Here is an 18,403-nt window from a genome sequence, read left to right as displayed (position 1 = left end):
AGGGGACGTCGTGACGAGCAAGCTCGCGTTGGACGCGGCGGTGGTGGCCCGGGCGCGGGAGTTGGCGCGCCGGGCCGGGCAGCCGGTGGTGGATCTGGCCCGTGGTCATACGACGGTGTCGGTGGAGCGGGCCGTGTTGCGGCTGGCGGGGGTGACGGGTGCGGATCCGGACGGGATTCCGTGGGTGAACCGGTTGGTCGACGCGGTGGTCGGCGAGGTCGGGTTGGCGCACGGGGTGTCGTTGCCGGTGTTCGACGCGTTGGCGCGGGAGGGTCTGGCCGGTGGTGAGGTGGGGCCTGCGTTGACGTTGTTGGCGCAGAAGGCGGCGGCCGGGTCGGTGGGTTTCGCGGTGCCGTCGGGTCGGGCGGCGACGGCGGCGCGGTCGGCGGCGCGGCGGGCGACGGGTGCGGGGTTGCGGTTGGTCGATCGGCGGCGGGTCGAGCGGGAGCGCCTGGTGCGGCGGTACGGGGATCCGGTGCGGCGGCCGTGGATCTATCTGATCGTGGCGACGGGGGACATCTACGAGGACATTCCGCAGGCGCAGGCGGCGGCGCGGGCGGGTGCGGATGTGATCGCGGTGATCCGGTCGACGGGGCAGTCCCTGTTGGACTATGTGCCGGAGGGGGCGACCCGGGAGGGTTTCGCGGGGACGTACGCGACGCAGGAGAATTTCCGGTTGATGCGGGCGGCGTTGGACGAGTCGTCGCGGGAGTTGGGCCGGTATGTGCGGTTGACGAATTACGCGTCTGGGTTGTGTATGCCGGAGATGGCGGCGTTGGCCGGCCTGGAGCGGCTGGACATGATGCTGAACGATTCGATGTACGGGATTTTGTTCCGTGACATCAACCCGATCCGTACGTTCGTCGACCAGCGGTTTTCGCGGCAGGTGCACGCCCGGGCGGGGATCATCATCAACACCGGTGAGGACAACTACCTGACCACTGCGGACGCGGTGGACGAGGCGCACACGGTGACGGTGTCGCAGTTGTTGAACGAGTTCTTCGCGCACGAGGCGGGGTTGGCAGACTGGCAGTTGGGGCTGGGCCACGCGTTCGAGATCAATCCGGATGTGCCGGAGTCGTTCCGGTTGGAGCTGGCGCACGCGTTGCTGGCGCGGGAGTTGTTCCCGGATGCGCCGCTGAAGTGGATGCCGCCGACGAAGCACATGACCGGGGACGTGTTCCGGGGGAATCTGTTGGACGGGTTCTTCAACCTGGCGGGTGCGATGACCGGGCAGGGGATCCTGCTGGTGGGGATGATGACCGAGGCGGTGGTGACGCCGTGGTTGTCCGATCGGGACATCGCTTTGCAGAACGTGCGGTACGTGTTGGGTGCGGCCGGTGGGTTGCACGAGGATTTCGTGCCGGCGCCGGGTGGGTTCATCCAGCAGCGGGCGTCGCGGGTGTTGGACGAGGCGGTGGGGTTGTTGTCCCGGATCGCCGACGACACGTTGTTGAACGCGATCGCGGAGGGCACGTTCGGGATCATGAAGCGTCCGGCGGACCGGGGTAAGGGTCTGGACGGGGTGGCGGCGCACGCGCCGGGTTACTACAACCCGGCGACGGAGTTGCTGGAGCGCGATCAGGTGTCGGCGGCCGGCCGGGGGGTGGCGGCGTGACCGGGTCGGTGGTGCGGCCGTACGGGGACACGACCGGTGACGGCATGGTGCAGGTGTCGTTCACGTTGCCGGTGGCGCACGACAAGCGGGCCGAGGGTGCGGCCTTGCAGTTGGCCGGGAAGATGGGCCTGGATCCGGCGATGCTGGTGCACGCGAAGCAGATGGGTGACGGGTTCACGTTCTTCGTCGTGTACGGGCGGGTGAACCATCTGGTGGACCTCGACGCCGTACGGGTGGTGGAGCGGGATTTCCCGCTGTTGTCGGCGAAGGATGTCAACGCGTTGGTGAAGTCCCGGCTGCGGCGCAAGTTGTCGGTGGTGGGGGCGTGTATCGGCTCGGACGCGCACACGGTCGGCATCGACGCGATCCTGAACGTGAAGGGTGTGGCGGGTGAGAAGGGCCTGGAGTACTACCGGGAGTTGAAGGTGACGAACCTGGGCGCGCAGGTGAGTGTGCCGGAGTTGGTCGAGGCGGCCCGGGTGGAGAAGGCGGACGCGGTGCTGGTGTCGCAGGTGGTGACGCAGCGGGACGCGCATCTGCACAACACCCGGGAGATGTCGGCGGCGTTCCGGGAGGCGATGCCGGCGGGGCGGCGGCCGTTGCTGATCGTCGGTGGGCCGCGGTTCGACGAGTTGATGACCGCGGAGCTCGGGGTGGATCGGATTTTCGGTCGGGGGACGACGCCTCGGGAGGTGGCCAGTTATCTGGTGCACGAGTTGGTGGTCAACCGGGAGGCCCGGGTCGGTGCGGCAAAGGGGACGCGGTGATGGGTGACGAGCGGGTCGGGTTGACGGTGGTCCACCGGCGGTATGTGCCGTACGGGCATGCGCACTATGCGGGGGATCTGGTCGACGGGGCGTACGCGTTGGGGTTGTTCGGGGACGTGGCGACCGAGGTGTGTATCCGTACCGACGGGGACGAGGGGTTGTTCGCCTCGTACGGCGAGGTGCAGTTCCGGGCGCCGGTGCGGGCCGGTGACGTGCTGGAGGTGGTGGCGACGGTGACCCGGGTCGGTACCCGCAGTCGGACGATCGACTTCGAGTGCCGGGTGGTGTGTCGGGGTGTGCCGGAACGGGGGGCTTCGGCGGCGGCGGTGTTGGATCCGCCGTTGGTGGCGGTGACGGCGACCGGGACGGTGGTGGTGCCGGCGCCACCACCGGGTGGGGCGCCGGGCGCGGTGCCGCGGCTGTTGTGAGCGGGTACGCGGTCTGCGCCGATGTCGGTTCGACGTTCACGAAGGTCGCGGTGGTGGAGTTGGCCACCGGGGTGTTGGTGGGGTCGGCGGCGCGGCCGACGACGGTCGGTACCGATGTGCTGCACGGCCTGGACGCCGCGGTCGCGCAGGCGGCGGGCCCGGATGCGACGGCGATGCCGTGGTACGTGTGCTCGTCGGCCGGTGGCGGGTTGCGCCTGGCGGTGGTCGGTTACGAGGAGTTGGTGACGGCGCGGGCGGGCCAGCAGGTGGGGTTGTCGGCCGGGGCGCGGGTGGTGCACGTCGGTGCGGGCCGGTTGGACCGGGCGGGGTTGGCCGGATTGCGGGCGGCGCGTCCGGATGTGGTGTTGTTGGTCGGGGGGACCGACGGCGGTGACGGTGAGGTGTTGCTGCACAACGCGGCCCGGTTGGCGGCGGCCCGGTGGCGGGTGCCGGTGGTGGTGGCCGGGAACGTGGAGGTCCGCGCGGAGGTTGCCGGGGTGTTGGCCGACCGGGGCGTGCCCGTGACGCTGGCTGGGAACGTGTTGCCGCGGATCGGGGTGTTGGCGCCGTTGTCGGCGCGGGCGGCGATCCGGGACGTGTTCCTGCGGCATGTGATCGGCGGGAAGCGGTTGTCGCGCGGTACGCGGTTCGCCGGGTTGGTTCGGGCGGCTACCCCGGAGGCGGTGCTGACCGGGGTGGAGGTGCTCGCCGACGAGCTTTCCGGTGACCTGGTGGTCGTCGACGTCGGTGGTGCGACGACGGATGTGTATTCGGTGCTGACGCCGGACGAACGGGAGATGGGGCCGGCGCGGGCGGCCGCGGGCACGTTGTGGCGGGCCCGGACGGTCGAGGGTGACCTGGGTATGCGGTGGAGCGCGCCGGGGGTGGTGGCGGCGGCGCAGGCGGAGCGGATGCTGGCCCCGGGTGAGGTGGAGTCGTTGACGGCGTTGGCCGCGGACCGGGCCGCTGATCCTGGGTTCCTGGCGGTTGACGTGGCGGCGCTGGCGGTGGACCGGCGGATCGCGGGGTTGGCGGCGACGGTGGCGTTGCGGCGGCACGCGCGGGGCGCGTCGGTCGGTGACGGTGGGGGTCGTGATCTGCGAGACGTCCGGTTGGTCATCGGTTCGGGGGGTGTCCTTCGCCACGCCGGTACGCCCGAGGCGGTGGCGGTGCTCGATGCGGTGCTGGCCGACCACGGCGGTGGGTGGGCGTTGCCACGGGCGGCGACACCGGTGGTCGATGATCAGTATGTGCTGGCCGCCGCGGGGTTGTTGGCGGCGGAGCATCCGGGTACGGCGGTGGCGTTGCTGCGCCGGTATCTGCTCGCCGGGGATTGATCGGCGACTCGCGGGGTCCGACACGCCGAATTGATCGCGCCGACTTGGCCGGTGGCGGTTGACAGGGCCGGGGGTCCACCACGTACCGTCTTTGAGTCCTACTACGGGAAGCGGCTGTTGTTCGCTTCGTCCCTTCGTCCGCTGGCCGAGCGACTGTTTTCGATGTCGCAGCGGCCAGGTCCAGCGGGCGGGGGTCGGCGGGGCGGCGCGAACCGGCCGCGGTTACCGGTGTAAGGGCAGGATGATGTGCACGGCCAGTAGACAACGGCCTGACGGGGACAGCCAGTCCTCCTCCGGTCGGTCCGAAGGTCGTGACGGGTCATCTCTGCCACACCGGCCGGGAAGGGCCTGGGAGCATCGGGGCGCGGCCATTGGTCGCGCCCCGATTTTGTCTTCCCGGACGGTATCGGTGGTGGGTGTCGTTTCCTGCCGGTCGGTGGTGTCGTGGGCCGGACGTGGTGGTGGGTGCGGGTCGGGCCGGTAGCCTTTCGCCGGGAAGATCCGCCGCCGGTCGGTGCGGTGGTGGCCGGACTGGTGGTGAGGCGCAGGTGGCGATGGTGGAGTCGGCGGGCACGCGGGTCGGTACGGGTCACGATCCGGTGGTGTCGGCCGGTGAGCGGCCCCGGCCGCTGCCGTTGTGGGTCGCGGTGCTCGCGGCCCTGGCCGGTGGTGGGGCGCTGCTGGTCGCTTTCCCGCCGTACGGGCTGTGGTGGCTGGCGCCGGTCGGGGTGGCGTTGCTCGCCGCCGCGGCGCACCGGCGCCGGTTACGGGCTGGCGCCGGATTGGGCGCGTTGACCGGGCTGGCCCTGTTTGTGCCGATGTTGGCGTGGACGAACCTGCACACCGGTTACCTGCCGTGGCTGCTGCTGTCCGGGTTGCAGGCCGGTTATCTGGCCCTACTGGGGTTGGCCATCGCCCTGGTGAGCCCGGTCGTGGACCGGTGGCGCTGGTCGTGGCCGGTGGTGACCGGGGTGCTGTGGGTGGCCCAGGAGGCGCTGCGGGACCGGACCCCGTTCGGTGGGTTCCCATGGGGGCGGCTGGCGTTCAGCCAGGCGGATTCGCCGCTGGTGCGGTGGGCGGTCCTCGGTGGGGCACCGCTGGTGACGTTCGTGACCGCGCTCGTCGGCGGCTTCCTGGTCGCGGCCGGCTGGTGGGCGTTGGCCGCATGGCGCCGTCCCGGCCCCGTGGAGGTCGGTGCCGCCCCGGCACGGGTCGGCCTGCCGGCGCTCGGCGCCGCGGTGGCGGCGGTGGCCGTGGTCCTGGTCGGGCTGCTGGTGCCGCTGGGTTCCGGCTCCGGTTCCGGCGCCGCCACGGTGGCGATCGTGCAGGGCAACGTGCCCCGGCTCGGGTTGGACTTCAACGCCCAGCGGCGGGCGGTGCTGGAGAACCACGCCAACGCCACCATCGACCTCGCCGCCCGGGTCGCCGCCGGTACGGCGACCCAACCGGACCTGGTGGTGTGGCCGGAGAACGCCAGCGACGTCGACCCGTTGCGCGACCAGACGGCGGCGGCCGAGATCACCGCCGCGGCGGATGCGATCAAGGCGCCGATCCTGGTCGGCGCGGTCCTGCTCGGCCCCGGCCAGGGTCAGGTACGCAACACGGGGCTGCTGTGGCTGCCGGGAACCGGTCCGGACCTGGACCAGATGTACTTCAAACGGCATCCGGTGCCGTTCGCGGAGTACATCCCGTTGCGCAGCATCGCCCGGAAGGTCAGCTCCGAGGTCGACCGGGTCCGGTCGGATTTTGTCGCCGGCACCCGCCCCGGTGTCATCACCGCCGGTGGGCTGACCCTCGGCGACGTCATCTGCTTCGAGGTCGCCTACGACGAGGTGGTCCGGGACACCGTCACCGGTGGGGCGCAGTTGCTGGTGGTGCAGACGAACAACGCGACCTTCGACGTGGCCGAGGCGCGCCAGCAGATGGCGATGGTGCAGTTACGGGCGGTCGAGCACGGTCGTGAGGCACTCATGGCCTCCACGGTCGGGGTGTCCGGGTTCGTCGGGGCCGATGGGCGGGTAACCGGTGCGACCGGGTTCAACACCCCAGCGGTGGTGGTCCGGGAAGTGCACCTCGGGGACGCCCGTACGGTCGCCACCCGGGTCGGTTTCTGGCCCGAGGTGGTGCTGGTGGGTCTGGCCGTCGCGGCGCTCGTGACGGCCGTGGTGACCCGCCGACGCCGGGTGGTCCCCGCAGACGGTCCGTCGGTGGCAGGGGGTGATGTCGACCCCGCCACCGCGGCAGATGCGGAGGAGCGGTGAGTGGTACAACCGGTGCGGTCGAGCGCATGACGGGATATCCGGGCGTGGGACGCGTCCTGGTCGTCATTCCCACGTACAACGAGGCGGACAACGTCGTCGTCATCACCGAGCGGCTGCGCCAGGCGGTCCCGGCGGTGGAGGTCCTGATCGCCGACGACAACAGCCCGGACGGGACCGGGGCGGTCGCCGACCGGTTGGCGGCCGCGGACGAGTTCGTCCACGTGCTGCACCGGCCCGGTAAACAGGGCCTGGGGGCGGCGTACGTGGCCGGGTTCGGGTGGGCGCGCGAACACGGGTACGACGCGGTCGCGGAGATGGACGCCGACGGCTCCCACGCCCCGGAGGAACTGCCCCGGCTGCTCGACGCGGCCCGTGACGCCGACGTCGTCATCGGTTCCCGGTGGACCTCCGGCGGTGAGGTGGTCAACTGGCCGTGGCACCGCCAGCTGCTCTCCCGTGGCGGGAACCTGTACACCCGGCTGGCGTTGGGGATGCCGATGTCCGACGCCACCGGCGGGTACCGGATCTACCGGCTGCCGGCGTTGGACAAGATGGACTTCGAGTCGGTCGCCTCCCAGGGGTACTCGTTCCAGGTGGAACTGTCCTGGCGGGCGCACCGGGCCGGATTGCGGACCGTGGAGGTCCCGATCACCTTCGCCGAGCGGGAACACGGCGCGAGCAAGATGAGCCCGCTGATCATCGCCGAGGCGCTGTGGCGGGTGACGCTGTGGTGCCTGCAGGAACGCCGGGTCGGGTTCGGCCGACGACGTGCCCTGTTCGGCGACAGTACGTCGCGGTGGCCGTAGAACCGACCCGTGTCATGCTTGAGGGGCGGGATTCCGCTGCCGTTCATCATCCGGATGGGGTGACATGCGCCGAGGGCTGAGACTGGTGCCGTTGGCACTACTGCTCGCCGTGGTCATCGAGATCGTGGTTTTTGTCCTGGTCGGCCACGCGATCGGGTTCGGTTGGGCGATCCTGCTCGTGCTCGCCGCCTCGATGCTGGGCCTGGTGCTGCTGCGTCGCGAGGGCATGCGGGCCTGGCGTGGCTTCCGTAGCGCCGCCGAGGCCGGCAGCCCACCGGGCAAGCAGGTCGTCGACGGCCTCGTCGGGCTCGGTGCGGGTCTGCTGCTGGCGATACCGGGCCTGGTCAGCGGGATCATCGGCCTGCTGCTGGTGATACCGCCGGTCCGCGTGCTGGCCCGCCGGGGCGTGCAGGTGGCAACGGAGCGCCGGGTGTCGGCGATGGTCGCCGGTGACCTGTTCGGGCCCCGTCGGGTACGGGTGCGTCGGGGGGCGCCGCAGCCGACTCCGCAGCCCGCCGAGCAGCGGCCACCGGCCGCCGCCGGGCCGGCGATCGAGGGCGAGATCGTCGATCACCGCCCGAACTGACCCCGGCCCCACACCGCGTACGCAAAACCGCCCCACGGCCGACGGCCGCGGGGCGGTGGTGGTTGTGGTGTGCGGTGGTGGTCAGACGCGACCGCGTCGGGTCCGTACCTCTTCGAGTCGTTCGGCGAGGATGTCCTCGAGTTCGGCGATCGAACGGCGCTCCAGCAGCATGTCCCAGTGGGTACGCGGCGGCTTCGCCTTCTTCTGCTCGGGCTCGGTGCCATCCACCAGCCGCGCGACGCTGCCGTCGAACTTGCACTCCCAGGTGATCGGAACCTCGGCGTCAACGGCGAAGGGCACCTCGAACTGGTGGCCCTTGGCGCAGAGGTACTCGCGGGTCTGGCGCGGCGCGAGCTCCGTGTTCCGGTCGGACTCGTAGCTGACTGCTCCCAGACGGCTTCCGCGCAGCATGCGCTCGCCCATGATCGGCATTCCCCTCGGTCGTGGTGCTGGTCTTATCGGTGTAACGATGGGTACCGGGTCGGCGATTCCCGACACCTTCGGCAAACGTACTTCTGATCAAACATTCCGAGCGTAGCCGGACACCGCAAGCCGTGATCCGGCCCACCACCGTACCCGATCGGTTCTGGGCCTTTTATGTAGTTTCGCCGCTTTGTGTCGGTCTGGAGTCAGGCGGGGGAAGCGGGTGCCGGTGGCAGCGTCCGGCTGCTCAGGCTCGCCAGCGCCGCCGCCAGGTCGCTGACCTGTACCGACAACCGGGCCACCCGGTCGGCCGCCGCGTCCCGTTCAACCTGCGCCGCGTCGAGCCGGGCCACCAGCTCACCGACCCGTGCCTGCGCCGCAGCCGTCTCCTCCCGAGCCACCCGCACCTGCTCACCCATCCGGTCCCGGTCCTGTTCGGCCCGCTGGGCCGCCGCCCGGGCCTGGTCCGCAGCGGCGGCGTCGCGCTGCGCCTGCTCCCCGGCCCGTACGGCGTCACGCGTCGCCTGTGTCGCCCGCGCCTGCGCCCGGTCGGCCAGGGTCTGCGCCTGCTGCGCCGCCACCTGTGACTCCTCGGCCGCCCGTACCGCCTGCGCCGCGGTAGCCTCGGCGCGGGCCGCGTCGGCGCGGGCGGCATCCCGCTCACGGGTCAGGTCGGTGATCGACCGCCGGTCCGACTCCGCCTGCGTCCGCAGCAACCGCAGGTCGGCGCGGGCCGCGTCCCGGTCCGACTCCGCCTGGGTACGCAGCGCCTGCGCGGCGCTCGCCGCCCGCTGCGCCTCGTCGCGTTCGGTGGCCGCGGCGGTTGCCCGCTGCCCGGCCGCTTCGGCCAGTTGCTCGGCCTGCCGGGCCCGGTCGAGCGCGGTGGTCCGGTCCGCGACCGCCGTCGCCGCCGCCTGGTGCGCGACCGTCGCCGCCGCAGCGGCTGCTTCCGCCTCCCGGCGCGCGTCGTCGCGTTCGGCCTGCGCGGCCGCGACCTCGGTCGCGGCGTCCGCGCGTGCCTGGGCCAGCTGGCGTTCCACCCCGACCGGCGACAACTCGGCGTGCAGTGCCTCGGTCAGGGTCTCGACCACCTGGTCCAACCGGTCGACCGCCTCCCAGGTCCTGGCCACCTGACCGGCGAGCCCGGGAGCGTTACGGTGGCGCATCCTGCTGTTACGGGAAGCACGCTGGCAGGCGCCGTCGTTGTCCCGGCAGTAGCGAAACGGTCGACCCGCGGCGGTGCGCTGGGGGACCGGCCGGCCACAGTGGGCGCAGGGTCGGGTGTCGGCCAGGGCATCCCCGGCGGTCTCATGCTCGCTCATCGCCGGGCAAGTCTAGGCGGGTCGCACCTCCCGGACGTCGGTTGTGGTCGGCGCAGCGGACGCGGACCAAAACTGGCGCGGGGCGTACCCATCGCGGCGCAGCCAGTGCTCGGTGTACACGACCCGCCGCACCTCGATCCGCACCAGCGGACCGCGCGGCGCGTCCAGCACCGAGCGGCCGCGTTCGACAGCGTCGGACTGCCACCGGTACACCGCCATCCCGTCGTCGAAACCGTCGTCGCCGGGCAGCAGCACCCGCGCGGTCCCGAACAGCTGCGCACCCCGGGAACTCGCCTGACCCACCAGCGGGGCGAACACCCCCACCGACACCCGCGGGTCGCCGGCGATGTTGCGCAGCTTGGGCGTGCCGGCCTGCGCGGTCACGTACAACGTCAGCTCGTGGTGGTAGTAGCGCACCGGGGTGGCGAGCGGGCCGTCCGGGCCCGTGGTGGCCAGCACACACATGTTCTGCGACGACAGCAGGTTCAGGATCCGTTCCCGCAACCGTTCGCGGGGCAGCGCCGCGGTCGGTGCCGGACCGGCCAACCAGGAATTCGCGATCATGGGGGACCCTACCCCGTGGCAGGCCGATGCCTTCGTCACCCACGCCGGCATGGGTGGAAGCAGCGAGGGCCTGTTCACCGGCACCCCGATGATTGCCGTACCGCAGGCCGTCGACCAGTTCACCAACGCCGACCGTCTCGTCGAACTCGGCGTGGCCCGGCGGGTCCACACCGCCGACGCCACCGCCGAGGCACTGCGGACCGCCCTGCTCGACCTCACCACCGACGCGGAGGTCGCCCGCCGCTGCGCCGCGCTGCGCGCCGACGCCCGGGCCGAGGGCGGCACCACCCGGGCCGTCGACATCATCGAGGGCCTGCTCGGCTGACCCATCCGCGAACCGTGACCGGCAACCGTGCGGAAGCCGGTCACGGGTTGCCGGTCCACACGTGCCCGGGCGGCGCACCACCGGTCCGTTGGCGCTCCCGGTTCGGAGTGGCAAACTTCGATCATGACTTCGGAGGCGATCACCGCCGCGTCGGCGGGGACCTGGCAGCTCGGCGACCTCACCGTCAACCGGATCGGTTTCGGTGCGATGCGCCTGACCCAGGACGGTGCGGTGTTCGGGGCCGACGCCGTGGCGAGCGACCGTGACCGGGCGATACGCGTACTGCGACGAGCGGTCGAACTCGGCGTGAACCACATCGACACCGCTGCGTTCTACTTCTCACCCCTGCGTTCCGCCAACGAACTGATCAACCGCGCGTTGGCCCCGTACCCGGACGACCTGGTCATCACCACGAAGGTCGGACCGGGCCGGGACCCGTCGGGGGAGTGGCTGCAGGCGCGCCCGGATCAGCTACGCGGGCAGGTCGAGGAAAACCTGCGCCAGCTCGGCCGCGATCACCTCGACGTGGTCAACCTGCGGGTCCACGGCACCGATTCGATCGCGGAACGGTTCGGCGCCCTGGCGCAGCTACGTGACGCCGGCCTGATCCGTCATCTCGGCATCTCGAACGTTCGCCCCGAACACCTCACCGAGGCCCAGGCGATCGCACCGGTCGTCTGCGTGCAGAACCGGTACGGGATCGGCGCCCGCCCCGAAGCCGACGACTTCCTGCGTACCTGCGGTGAACGGGGCGTCGCGTTCGTGCCGTTCTTCGCGATCGCCGGCGACGCCCGGGAAGCGGGCGCGGGCCACACCGAACACGACGTGGTCCAGCAGGTGGCGGACGCGCACGGGGTGTCGTCGGCGCAGATCCGGCTGGCGTGGACGCTGCATCGTGGGCCGCATGTGCTGGCCATCCCCGGCACCGGCAACCCGGACCACCTCGTCGCCAACGTCGCCGCAGGCGCGCTGCGGCTGACGCCGGACGAACTCGCCCGCCTCGACTCCGTACCCCGGCAGACCTGACCGACGACGCACCCGCCGCTCAGGTCACCGTGACCGCCCGGGTGCGGCGTCCGTCGACAGCCGGGCAGGCAGGTGTACGTCATGCCACCCTCCGCATGCCGGCCCATCTACCCGTTCCCCCGCGAGCGGGGCGACGACACACCCCCGCGGCAGGTCAGAGCGTTGCGTACTCCACGCCGGCCAGTCGCTCGGAGACGTCCCAGAGCCGCGCCGCGTCGGCGGCGTCCCGGGCGGGTTTGTAGACGGCCAACTCGGTCGGTCCGCCGGTGAACTGACCGAATCCGTCCGGGCCGTAGAAGCGGCCGCCGCGCGCTTCTGGGCTGGTGGCGGCGTACAGGGCCGGAAGCAGGCCGGCGTCGACGGTCTGCACCATCACACCCACGCCCGCCAGGCGCCGCATGATCCACTCGTAGGGTGAGGGGCGTTTGCGGCCCAGGTTCGGGCCGGAGGCGTACAGGTTGGTCAGGGTCGTCCCGGGGTGGGCGACGTTGCTGACGATGCCCCAGCCCGCAGCCCTGCTGCGACGATCCAACTCCAGCCCGAACATCAGGTTCGCAAGCTTCGACATGCCGTACGCGCGCACCGCCGAATACCTCTGCTCGGCCTGCAGATCCGCCCACTCGATCTTGCCTGATCGGGCGGCGCTGCTCGACATCGTGGTGACCCGCGCCCGGCCGGCGCGCAGCAGCGGCAGCAGTCGCCCGGTGAGCGCGACGTGACCGATGTGGTTCGTACCGAACTGCAGCTCAAGGCCCTCGACGGTGCTGTGCCGGACCGCCGGCATCATCAGCCCGGCGTTGTTGACCAGGATGTTGACCGGCCGGCCCTCCCGGTTCAGGATCTCGGCGAGCGCCGTCACCGAGTCCAACGACGCCAGGTCGAGCTCCCGGGTGGAAACCACCGCCCCCGGCACGGACGCGTGGATCCGCTCGACCGCCGCGGCACCCTTCGCCAGATTGCGGACCGGCAGCACGACCTCGGCACCCGCACCGGCCAGGCGTACGGCCAGGCCCAGACCGATGCCATCGCTGCCGCCGGTCACCACGGCAAGCTTTCCGGTCAGATCGGGTACGGACACGTCCTTCACGACAACTCCCTGGTCAGTGGTACTTCCTCGGACTTGCGTCAACGGTCGCACCGGGAGCGGGGTGAGAGCCATGGCGCGCTTGTCCAGGGATCGACAGTGCCTGGACAAGCGGACGCCAAACGCGGACGCCGTGTCCGGTTCATGTCCTGGCGCCCTGCTTCGGCCAGTTCTCGACGGCCCCGAACACACCGACCGGCCCGCTGTGTCACCTGGTGAACCGTCGGGTCGGTGTCCGGCTATCGTGCCCGGGTGCGGCAGCTCGCGTTGTTCGACCTGGACGACACTCTCGTCGACCGCCGGGCGGCGTTCAACGCCTGGGCCGAGGAGTTTGTCGTCACCCACCGGCTCGACGACGAGGCGCTCGCCTTTCTCCGCCTGGCCGACACACACCACTCCGGCCCGATGGACAGCTTCTTCGTCACCGTAAGCGAGACGTTCGACCTGGGCCAGCCGCCGGAGCGGCTGTGGGCGCAGTACCGCCGACGCATGCCCGAGTTGGCATCGTGCGACCCGGGGGATGTCGACGCGCTCGGACAACTGCGTCAGGCCGGATGGCGGATCGGGATCGTCACCAACGGCATGACCGACAACCAGCTCGGGAAGATCCGAAACACCGGGCTCGATCGTCTGGTCGACGGGTGGTGCATCTCCGGCGAGGTCGGCGTACGCAAGCCCGATCCCGAGATCTTCCGGCTCGCCGCGCAGCGGTGCGGCACCAGCCTCGACCGGGGCGGCGCGATGATCGGCGACAACCTGGTCCTCGACGTGGCCGGCGGTCGGGCCGCCGGGCTGCGGACGATCTGGTTGCGGCCTCGACACCGGCCCGCATCGCGGTCGTTCGCCGGCCCCGCACCCGACTTCACGGTCGACTCGGTGGCCGAGGCCGTCGAGGTGCTCCTCCGAGGCCATCAGCCCGAGCAGTCACCGTCCCGAATCGGCGGCCCGAGTCGTCACCGTCCCGAATCGGCGGATCAGTGACGTCAGGGCGCGGTCGTCCGGGTTGATCCGAAGTCCTGCCGCCGTGGGTATGATTCGGGTATGACCAAGCGCGTGACCGTGAGCCTGCCGGATGACGTCGCGGCCTACCTCGACCGCGAGGAGAACGCCTCCGCCGCCGTTGCCGACGCGCTCCGCGCGCGGATGGACCGGGCGGCCGCCACCGTCGAGATGCTCCGGGCGGTCGGCATCGAGGTCACCGAGGAGGGTCGGGACCGGGTGCGGGGGAGTCTGCCCCGGCTGACCGCGGGGCAGCGGGCCGAGAACAAACGGCGACGCGACATGGTACGCGCGGGGACGTGGCCAGCAGACGAGTCCGCCCCCGCCTGATGCCGCACGACGACGAGATCGAGATCCGGGCCGTACTGGACACCTCCGCGATGCTGTCCTACGCCCGCGGGCACCTCCACGTCGGCGAACTGCTGGTCGACATCGCCGACGAAGGCGCGTACGCGGGCCTGCCGGCGGTGACGCTGCTGGATGCGTACGCCAGGGTCGGTGGTGATGCTCCCGCCCGAGCCCGACTCGGCGTGCTGGCCGCGCTGCCGAGCGTCGCGGTGCTTCCCCTCGGATCCGGCGAGGCGGGCGACACGGCCGCTTTCGTCCGCCTGGTCAAAGGCGACCTCGCCCGCGCTCACGCGGTATGGGCGGCTCTGCAACACGACGCGTACTACCTCACCAGTGAGCCGTACCTGACCCCGTCGGCCATCCCCGCCGACCAGGTGCACCACATCCCGGCCGACGACGCCTGACGCCGACGTCCCGGCATGACACCGCGGCGGACCAGATCCAACTCAGCTGGCGGCAGCGCCGAACCACCTTGGCAGATGGCTGTGCAGATCCTGGCGATCGTCGCCGACCCAGGCGACGTGGCCGTCCGGCCGCAGCAGCACCGCGGGTACGTCCAGTTCGTCACTGACGTCCACGACGTGGTCGACCCGATCCGACCAGCCCGCTACCGAGAGCCGGCCGGTCTGGTCGAGCAGTAGCCCGCGGCCGCCGTGCATCAGCTCGTAGAGGCGGCCCCGCTTCAGCGCCACATCCCTCATCCGCCGGCCAAGCAGCTCATGTCCCGGGCCGAAGTCGTAACGGATTCCGATCGCGATGATCTTCTCGATCAGGTACCGGTTCACGTCCTCGAATTCCATCAGCTCCGACATCAGCCGGCGGACCGCTTGGGGACCTGGATCGAGGGACATCAGCTCTGTCTGGGCGCGGGTGTTGTCCAACACCGCGTCGGCCACCGGTCGCCGCTCGGCCTGGTAGCTGTCCAGCAGCCCCTCCGGCGCCCAGCCGGCGACCTCGGCGGCCAGTTTCCAGCCCAGGTTGAACGCGTCCTGGATGCCGAGGTTGAGCCCCTGCCCGCCCAGCGGTGGGTGGACGTGCGCCGCGTCGCCGGCCAGCAGCACCCGGCCGACCCGGTAGCGCTCGGCCAGGCGGGTGGCGTCGCCGAAGCGGGACAGCCAACGCGGTGAGTGCACGCCGAAGTCGGTGCCGGCGGTCACCCGCAGTTGCTGCTTGAACTCCTCCAGGGTCGGCGGGACAGCACGGTCCTCGGCGACCCGCTCGGCAGGTACGACGACGCGGTACAACCCGTCGCCGAGCGGCCCGGCGCCGAACCGGAGCTGGGTCTTGCGGACCTCGGCCATCACGGCGGCCACCTCCTCCGGCGGCGCGGTCAGCGCCATCTCGCCCAGCAGCGTCTCCACCCTGGTGGGCTCGCCGGGGAAGCCGACGCCCAGCAGCCGGCGCACCGTGCTGCGGCCCCCGTCGCAGCCGACGAGGTAGCGCGAACGCAGCTCCGTGCCGTCGGCCAGCGCGGCGGTCACCCCGTGCTGGTCCTGACTCAGGTCGACCAGCTCACTACCGCGCTGGATGTCGACGCCGACCTCGATGGCGTGCCCGGTCAACAGCCGGTCGGTGACGGGTTGCGGGATGCCGAGGACATACCCGTGTGCCGTGTCCATCCGTTCGGGCCACGGCTTGGTGATGCCGGCGAAGTAACCCCCGAGCTTGTACGGCTTGCCGAGCGCGAGAAAGCGCCCGAGCATGCCCCGCTGGTCCATCACTTCGATACTGCGGGCGTGCAGGCCGAGTGAGCGGACTACTTTGGTCGGCTCCGCGTCCCGCTCCAGCACGACCACGTGCACGTCGTGCAGCCGCAGCTCAGAGGCCAGCATCAAGCCGGTCGGTCCGCCGCCGGCAACGATCACGTCAATCAAGGAGAACCCCCATTTCCACCAAAGCGCGAACCCCGATTCGCAGAGGTTTTGGCTTCGGCTGGAGATTCTGCGGCACACCCCGGGTCTTGCCGCAAGACCCGGGGTGTGTTATAGATTAGAAGTGGCAAGGAGTGGTCGTCCTCCTTGCTTTTTCTTTGTCGTCCGCTGTCGCCGGACAAGAACCCGTTATCGTGTCTCGCGTAGCGTCAGAATGTACGCCGCGGTTAGCGCAACAGCGCGGTCTTCATCACGTGACAGATCCGCGAGGGCACGTGACGTCGTGATCCCCGGGATATCCGCGAGTGCCTGCGTCAGCCGTCGCCGCGCGGACGAATCAACGGTGTCGTGGGTGAGGCAATCAACGAGCCTGGTGGCGATCTGGTCAGCCAACGCGGGGTCACTCGCCAACGCGCTCAACGCATCGGCTGCGTCAACGTCGTTCGCCTCTTCGACGATCATGTCGATGAGCGTCGGGACCGCGGCGGCTATTCCACGTACGCCGAGCGCCAGAGCCGCATACCTGCGGACCACGATGTCGGGGTTCGCGAGGGCGTCCTGCAGCAGTGCGGTCGCGTCACCGTTCGGAATCTCGGCGATGGACTGGACGGCACGTTTGCGTACCTCGGCTGCGGGTGAGTCGAGGCCCTCCGCCAGCAGTTCCGCTCCGCCAGCGCCCGATTGCACCAGCGCCCATCGAAGGGCTCCGGCGACGATCGGGTCCGTCTCACTCAGCACCGCCTCGACCAGCGCTTCCACTGGCACCGGAGCCTCCTCGACCGAGGACAACGCCGCGCGCTGGCGCTTCCCAGCGCTCTCCGACCCCAGCGCCTGAAGAAGTGCGACGATCTGGAGGACGTCCTCCCAGCCGGCGGGTTCCGCGGCACCGATCCGGCGGAGTCGCGTCAGCAGCTCCGTCTCACTCGTTATCCGTTCTCGCGTCTGGCGCATGAGGTCGTCGACGAGCTGTGCCGGCGTGAAGCCGGGATCATCGAGCGCCCGCCCGACTTCACGCAGCGACAACCCCAGCGACCGCAGGCTCTCGATATGGAAGATCCGCCGGATGTCCTCACTTGCGTACTCGCGATAGCCAGACTCGGTACGCCCCGTCGGCCGTACCAGACCGAGCGACTCGTAATGCCTGAGCATCCGGGCGCTGACTCCGGATCGTCGTGCCACATCACCGATCAACACTGCCTGCTACCCCTCCTGGCTTCTACCACCGAGGGCCACGATGCGCTTCGCCTCCTCGATCGCGAACTCGAATCCGGCATCCGGGTCGCGCAACAACCGTTTCGTGGCGATCGCGTGCTCGCGCACGCGTGGGTCGAGATCCGTCATCGCCGCGCGGAGAGTCGGCATGATCAGCTCACCGAGGGCGATCAGCGCCCGACTGAGACTCAACTGCGTCGCGCGGTCGCCCCGCCCGAGCTGTGCCACCAGCACCCCGGCCAGCTCGGGCTCTTCACCTTCGGGCACGAGTACGACCGCTGCCCGCCAGGCACTCCGCGCCACCTCGTCGTCGGCGTCGGTCAGCAGCGCCCGGGTGATCGCCGGCCACGCCTGCCGATCTCCGATCTTGGACAGCGTGTGCAACGCCTGGCTTCGTGCCTGCGGATTCTCCGAGCGGAGTTCGCCGACGAGCTTCGGAACCGTCGTCGACGACGAGTGGCGGGTGAGTGCCCACGTGAGCATCTCGCGTACGTAAAATTCGGGCTCGACCGCGCATCGTTCGACGAGCTTGTCGACGAGCCGTGCGTCAGGGGTCGTGCCGACCGCCAGCGCCGCCCGCAGCCGTACCGACGAGCTGCTGCTTTCCAGCGCTCGGAGAGCGCGCGTCGCGTCCGTGTCCTCTTCTGTCGTCGTCATCAGTACCACCTCCTTGACCCAGTGAAGACCTTGTCACTGTGTCAAGGTCAAGTGGGCCGGAGGCGCCGAGCGGCGGAGGTCCCGTGAATAAATCTTTTGGCATAGCGTCGGATCCGGGGCGAGTCGTTCGTAGCACAGGTGAGAGGCGGCCGGACCGGGGCCGCCGGGACAAGGGAGTGTTGGGATGCCGCAGTACCTGGTGTCGTTCAATGACGGCGCGATGGACCACATCCCCGCCGAGGACTTCCCCGACGTGGGCAAGGCCTCGCACGCGGTGGTCCAGGAGGCCGTGGACGCCGGCGTGTTCGTGTTCGGCGCCGGACTGGAACGGCAGAGGGCGAGCGTCGTGGCCACCGACGGGATGGTCACCGACGGCCCGTACCCGGAGACCAAGGAGGTCATCGGCGGGTTCGTGGTAGTCGACGTGGCCTCACGCGAGGAGGCGCTGGCGTGGGCTGCCAAGATCGCCGCCAGTTGCCGCTGTGCACAGGAGGTCCGGGAGCTCATGCCCGACCCCGAAACAGACGCGATGCTCCGCCAGGCTGGCAGGCGATGACGACATCCCTCGTCGAGGACGACCTGCCAGGTTAGAGGCAAGACTAACGTCGCAGCGGTTGACGACGCGGGTCTGCGGATCGGCCTGAACTGCGTGCGGCGGTGACCCCGGGGACCGGGCGTGGGACGGGGCCCGGTCCCCGAAGCAGACAACCGCACTCCCATCTCGATGGCGACGTGCACCATAACTGTCATTATGGTGCACGTCCTTTTG

Annotated in this window: 20 protein-coding genes; 13 read left to right on the top strand and 7 right to left on the bottom strand. The window is 70.6% G+C overall.

Annotated elements, in window-relative coordinates; all coding sequences use genetic code 11:
- Nucleotides 1-10 precede the first annotated feature (10 nt).
- From AB0J90_RS13215 to AB0J90_RS13185, 7 genes are all read left to right on the top strand, one after another.
- Nucleotides 11-1,618 carry a lysine 5,6-aminomutase subunit alpha gene (locus tag AB0J90_RS13215; RefSeq protein WP_363595382.1) on the top strand — a complete coding sequence of 536 codons (1,608 nt, stop codon included), beginning with the start codon at nt 11-13 and terminating at the stop codon, nt 1,616-1,618.
- Nucleotides 1,615-2,385 carry an OAM dimerization domain-containing protein gene (locus AB0J90_RS13210; RefSeq protein WP_363595380.1) on the top strand — a complete coding sequence of 257 codons (771 nt, stop codon included), beginning with the start codon at nt 1,615-1,617 and terminating at the stop codon, nt 2,383-2,385. The genes AB0J90_RS13215 and AB0J90_RS13210 overlap by 4 nt, the downstream gene beginning before the upstream one ends.
- Nucleotides 2,385-2,813, top strand: a complete 429-nt coding sequence (locus AB0J90_RS13205; RefSeq protein WP_363595378.1) for a hotdog domain-containing protein — start codon at nt 2,385-2,387, stop codon at nt 2,811-2,813. Before AB0J90_RS13210 ends, AB0J90_RS13205 begins: the two co-directional genes overlap by 1 nt.
- Complete coding sequence (locus AB0J90_RS13200) at nt 2,810-4,150, top strand: glutamate mutase L (RefSeq protein WP_363595376.1); 1,341 nt, start codon at nt 2,810-2,812, stop codon at nt 4,148-4,150. The genes AB0J90_RS13205 and AB0J90_RS13200 overlap by 4 nt, the downstream gene beginning before the upstream one ends.
- 554 nt (nt 4,151-4,704) lie before the next feature.
- The gene (gene lnt, locus AB0J90_RS13195; protein WP_363595675.1) at nt 4,705-6,411 is read left to right on the top strand and encodes an apolipoprotein N-acyltransferase; all 1,707 of its coding nucleotides are present in this window, start codon (nt 4,705-4,707) and stop codon (nt 6,409-6,411) included.
- A 26-nt stretch (nt 6,412-6,437) separates the two neighbouring features.
- Nucleotides 6,438-7,217 (top strand): polyprenol monophosphomannose synthase, encoded by a 780-nt coding sequence (locus tag AB0J90_RS13190; RefSeq protein ID WP_363595673.1) that lies wholly within the window; start codon nt 6,438-6,440, stop codon nt 7,215-7,217.
- Between the two features lie 64 nt (nt 7,218-7,281).
- On the top strand, nt 7,282-7,803 hold the full coding sequence (locus AB0J90_RS13185; RefSeq protein WP_363595374.1) for an FxsA family protein: 522 nt from the start codon (nt 7,282-7,284) through the stop codon (nt 7,801-7,803).
- Nucleotides 7,804-7,884: 81 nt separating this feature from the next.
- Here the strand turns inward: AB0J90_RS13185 and AB0J90_RS13180 are convergent, their stop codons facing one another.
- The 3 genes from AB0J90_RS13180 to AB0J90_RS13170 form a co-directional block, all read right to left on the bottom strand.
- Nucleotides 7,885-8,226, bottom strand: coding sequence for an RNA polymerase-binding protein RbpA (locus tag AB0J90_RS13180; RefSeq protein ID WP_326558423.1), 342 nt, complete (start codon nt 8,224-8,226; stop codon nt 7,885-7,887).
- A 206-nt stretch (nt 8,227-8,432) separates the two neighbouring features.
- A complete protein-coding gene (locus AB0J90_RS13175; RefSeq protein WP_363595372.1) occupies nt 8,433-9,548 on the bottom strand; it encodes a hypothetical protein in 1,116 nt (371 codons plus the stop codon).
- 12 nt (nt 9,549-9,560) lie between these two features.
- Nucleotides 9,561-10,112 carry a pyridoxamine 5'-phosphate oxidase family protein gene (locus AB0J90_RS13170; protein ID WP_363595370.1) on the bottom strand — a complete coding sequence of 184 codons (552 nt, stop codon included), beginning with the start codon at nt 10,110-10,112 and terminating at the stop codon, nt 9,561-9,563.
- Between AB0J90_RS13170 and AB0J90_RS13165 the strand changes: the two genes are divergently transcribed.
- Both AB0J90_RS13165 and AB0J90_RS13160 read left to right on the top strand, forming a co-directional pair.
- Entirely contained in the window at nt 10,111-10,437 is a 327-nt protein-coding gene (locus tag AB0J90_RS13165) for a nucleotide disphospho-sugar-binding domain-containing protein (RefSeq protein WP_363595368.1), read from the top strand. The two genes, AB0J90_RS13170 and AB0J90_RS13165, sit on opposite strands and share 2 nt — an antisense overlap.
- Before the next feature lie 123 nt (nt 10,438-10,560).
- The gene (locus AB0J90_RS13160; RefSeq protein ID WP_363595366.1) at nt 10,561-11,463 is read left to right on the top strand and encodes an aldo/keto reductase; all 903 of its coding nucleotides are present in this window, start codon (nt 10,561-10,563) and stop codon (nt 11,461-11,463) included.
- A gap of 154 nt (nt 11,464-11,617) precedes the next feature.
- Here the strand turns inward: AB0J90_RS13160 and AB0J90_RS13155 are convergent, their stop codons facing one another.
- Nucleotides 11,618-12,550 carry an SDR family oxidoreductase gene (locus tag AB0J90_RS13155; RefSeq protein ID WP_363595364.1) on the bottom strand — a complete coding sequence of 311 codons (933 nt, stop codon included), beginning with the start codon at nt 12,548-12,550 and terminating at the stop codon, nt 11,618-11,620.
- Between the two features lie 249 nt (nt 12,551-12,799).
- Here AB0J90_RS13155 and AB0J90_RS13150 point away from each other — a divergent pair, with 249 nt between their 5' ends.
- Genes AB0J90_RS13150 through AB0J90_RS13140 form a run of 3 tightly spaced genes read left to right on the top strand, consistent with a single transcriptional unit; the run spans nt 12,800 to nt 14,298 of the window.
- Nucleotides 12,800-13,528, top strand: a complete 729-nt coding sequence (locus AB0J90_RS13150) for an HAD family hydrolase (RefSeq protein ID WP_363595362.1) — start codon at nt 12,800-12,802, stop codon at nt 13,526-13,528.
- 60 nt (nt 13,529-13,588) lie between these two features.
- A complete protein-coding gene (locus AB0J90_RS13145; protein WP_363595360.1) occupies nt 13,589-13,876 on the top strand; it encodes a hypothetical protein in 288 nt (95 codons plus the stop codon).
- Complete coding sequence (locus AB0J90_RS13140; protein ID WP_363595358.1) at nt 13,846-14,298, top strand: hypothetical protein; 453 nt, start codon at nt 13,846-13,848, stop codon at nt 14,296-14,298. Before AB0J90_RS13145 ends, AB0J90_RS13140 begins: the two co-directional genes overlap by 31 nt.
- A gap of 42 nt (nt 14,299-14,340) precedes the next feature.
- Here AB0J90_RS13140 and rox read toward each other — a convergent pair whose 3' ends face one another.
- The 3 genes from rox to AB0J90_RS13125 all read right to left on the bottom strand — a co-directional run bounded on the left by rox (nt 14,341) and on the right by AB0J90_RS13125 (nt 17,634).
- The gene (gene rox / locus AB0J90_RS13135; protein WP_363595356.1) at nt 14,341-15,768 is read right to left on the bottom strand and encodes a rifampin monooxygenase; all 1,428 of its coding nucleotides are present in this window, start codon (nt 15,766-15,768) and stop codon (nt 14,341-14,343) included.
- A gap of 186 nt (nt 15,769-15,954) precedes the next feature.
- Nucleotides 15,955-16,959 (bottom strand): MerR family transcriptional regulator, encoded by a 1,005-nt coding sequence (locus tag AB0J90_RS13130; protein ID WP_363595354.1) that lies wholly within the window; start codon nt 16,957-16,959, stop codon nt 15,955-15,957.
- A gap of 6 nt (nt 16,960-16,965) precedes the next feature.
- Nucleotides 16,966-17,634: a HEAT repeat domain-containing protein gene (locus AB0J90_RS13125; protein ID WP_363595352.1), complete on the bottom strand. Its 669-nt coding sequence runs from the start codon at nt 17,632-17,634 to the stop codon at nt 16,966-16,968.
- 184 nt (nt 17,635-17,818) lie between these two features.
- Here AB0J90_RS13125 and AB0J90_RS13120 point away from each other — a divergent pair, with 184 nt between their 5' ends.
- Nucleotides 17,819-18,190 carry a YciI family protein gene (locus tag AB0J90_RS13120; RefSeq protein WP_363595350.1) on the top strand — a complete coding sequence of 124 codons (372 nt, stop codon included), beginning with the start codon at nt 17,819-17,821 and terminating at the stop codon, nt 18,188-18,190.
- Nucleotides 18,191-18,403: the final 213 nt, after the last annotated feature.

This window comes from Micromonospora sp. NPDC049523 (assembly GCF_040676775.1).
In the GTDB taxonomy this organism is placed as follows: Bacteria; Actinomycetota; Actinomycetes; order Mycobacteriales; family Micromonosporaceae; genus Micromonospora_G.
This window is presented reverse-complemented; position numbering and strand designations above follow the sequence as displayed.

Excerpts from the sequence above, each read along its gene's own strand:
- AB0J90_RS13190 (WP_363595673.1), top strand. The coding sequence starts at position 6,438 with ATGACGGGATATCCGGGCGTGGGACGCGTCCTGGTCGTCATTCCCACG.
- AB0J90_RS13160 (WP_363595366.1), top strand. The coding sequence starts at position 10,561 with ATGACTTCGGAGGCGATCACCGCCGCGTCGGCGGGGACCTGGCAGCTC.
- AB0J90_RS13180 (WP_326558423.1), bottom strand. The coding sequence starts at position 8,226 with ATGGGCGAGCGCATGCTGCGCGGAAGCCGTCTGGGAGCAGTCAGCTAC.
- AB0J90_RS13125 (WP_363595352.1), bottom strand. The coding sequence starts at position 17,634 with ATGACGACGACAGAAGAGGACACGGACGCGACGCGCGCTCTCCGAGCG.
- AB0J90_RS13185 (WP_363595374.1), top strand. The coding sequence starts at position 7,282 with ATGCGCCGAGGGCTGAGACTGGTGCCGTTGGCACTACTGCTCGCCGTG.
- AB0J90_RS13145 (WP_363595360.1), top strand. The coding sequence starts at position 13,589 with ATGACCAAGCGCGTGACCGTGAGCCTGCCGGATGACGTCGCGGCCTAC.
- AB0J90_RS13120 (WP_363595350.1), top strand. The coding sequence starts at position 17,819 with ATGCCGCAGTACCTGGTGTCGTTCAATGACGGCGCGATGGACCACATC.
- AB0J90_RS13170 (WP_363595370.1), bottom strand. The coding sequence starts at position 10,112 with ATGATCGCGAATTCCTGGTTGGCCGGTCCGGCACCGACCGCGGCGCTG.
- AB0J90_RS13205 (WP_363595378.1), top strand. The coding sequence starts at position 2,385 with ATGGGTGACGAGCGGGTCGGGTTGACGGTGGTCCACCGGCGGTATGTG.
- lnt (WP_363595675.1), top strand. The coding sequence starts at position 4,705 with ATGGTGGAGTCGGCGGGCACGCGGGTCGGTACGGGTCACGATCCGGTG.
- AB0J90_RS13165 (WP_363595368.1), top strand. The coding sequence starts at position 10,111 with ATGGGGGACCCTACCCCGTGGCAGGCCGATGCCTTCGTCACCCACGCC.
- AB0J90_RS13175 (WP_363595372.1), bottom strand. The coding sequence starts at position 9,548 with ATGAGCGAGCATGAGACCGCCGGGGATGCCCTGGCCGACACCCGACCC.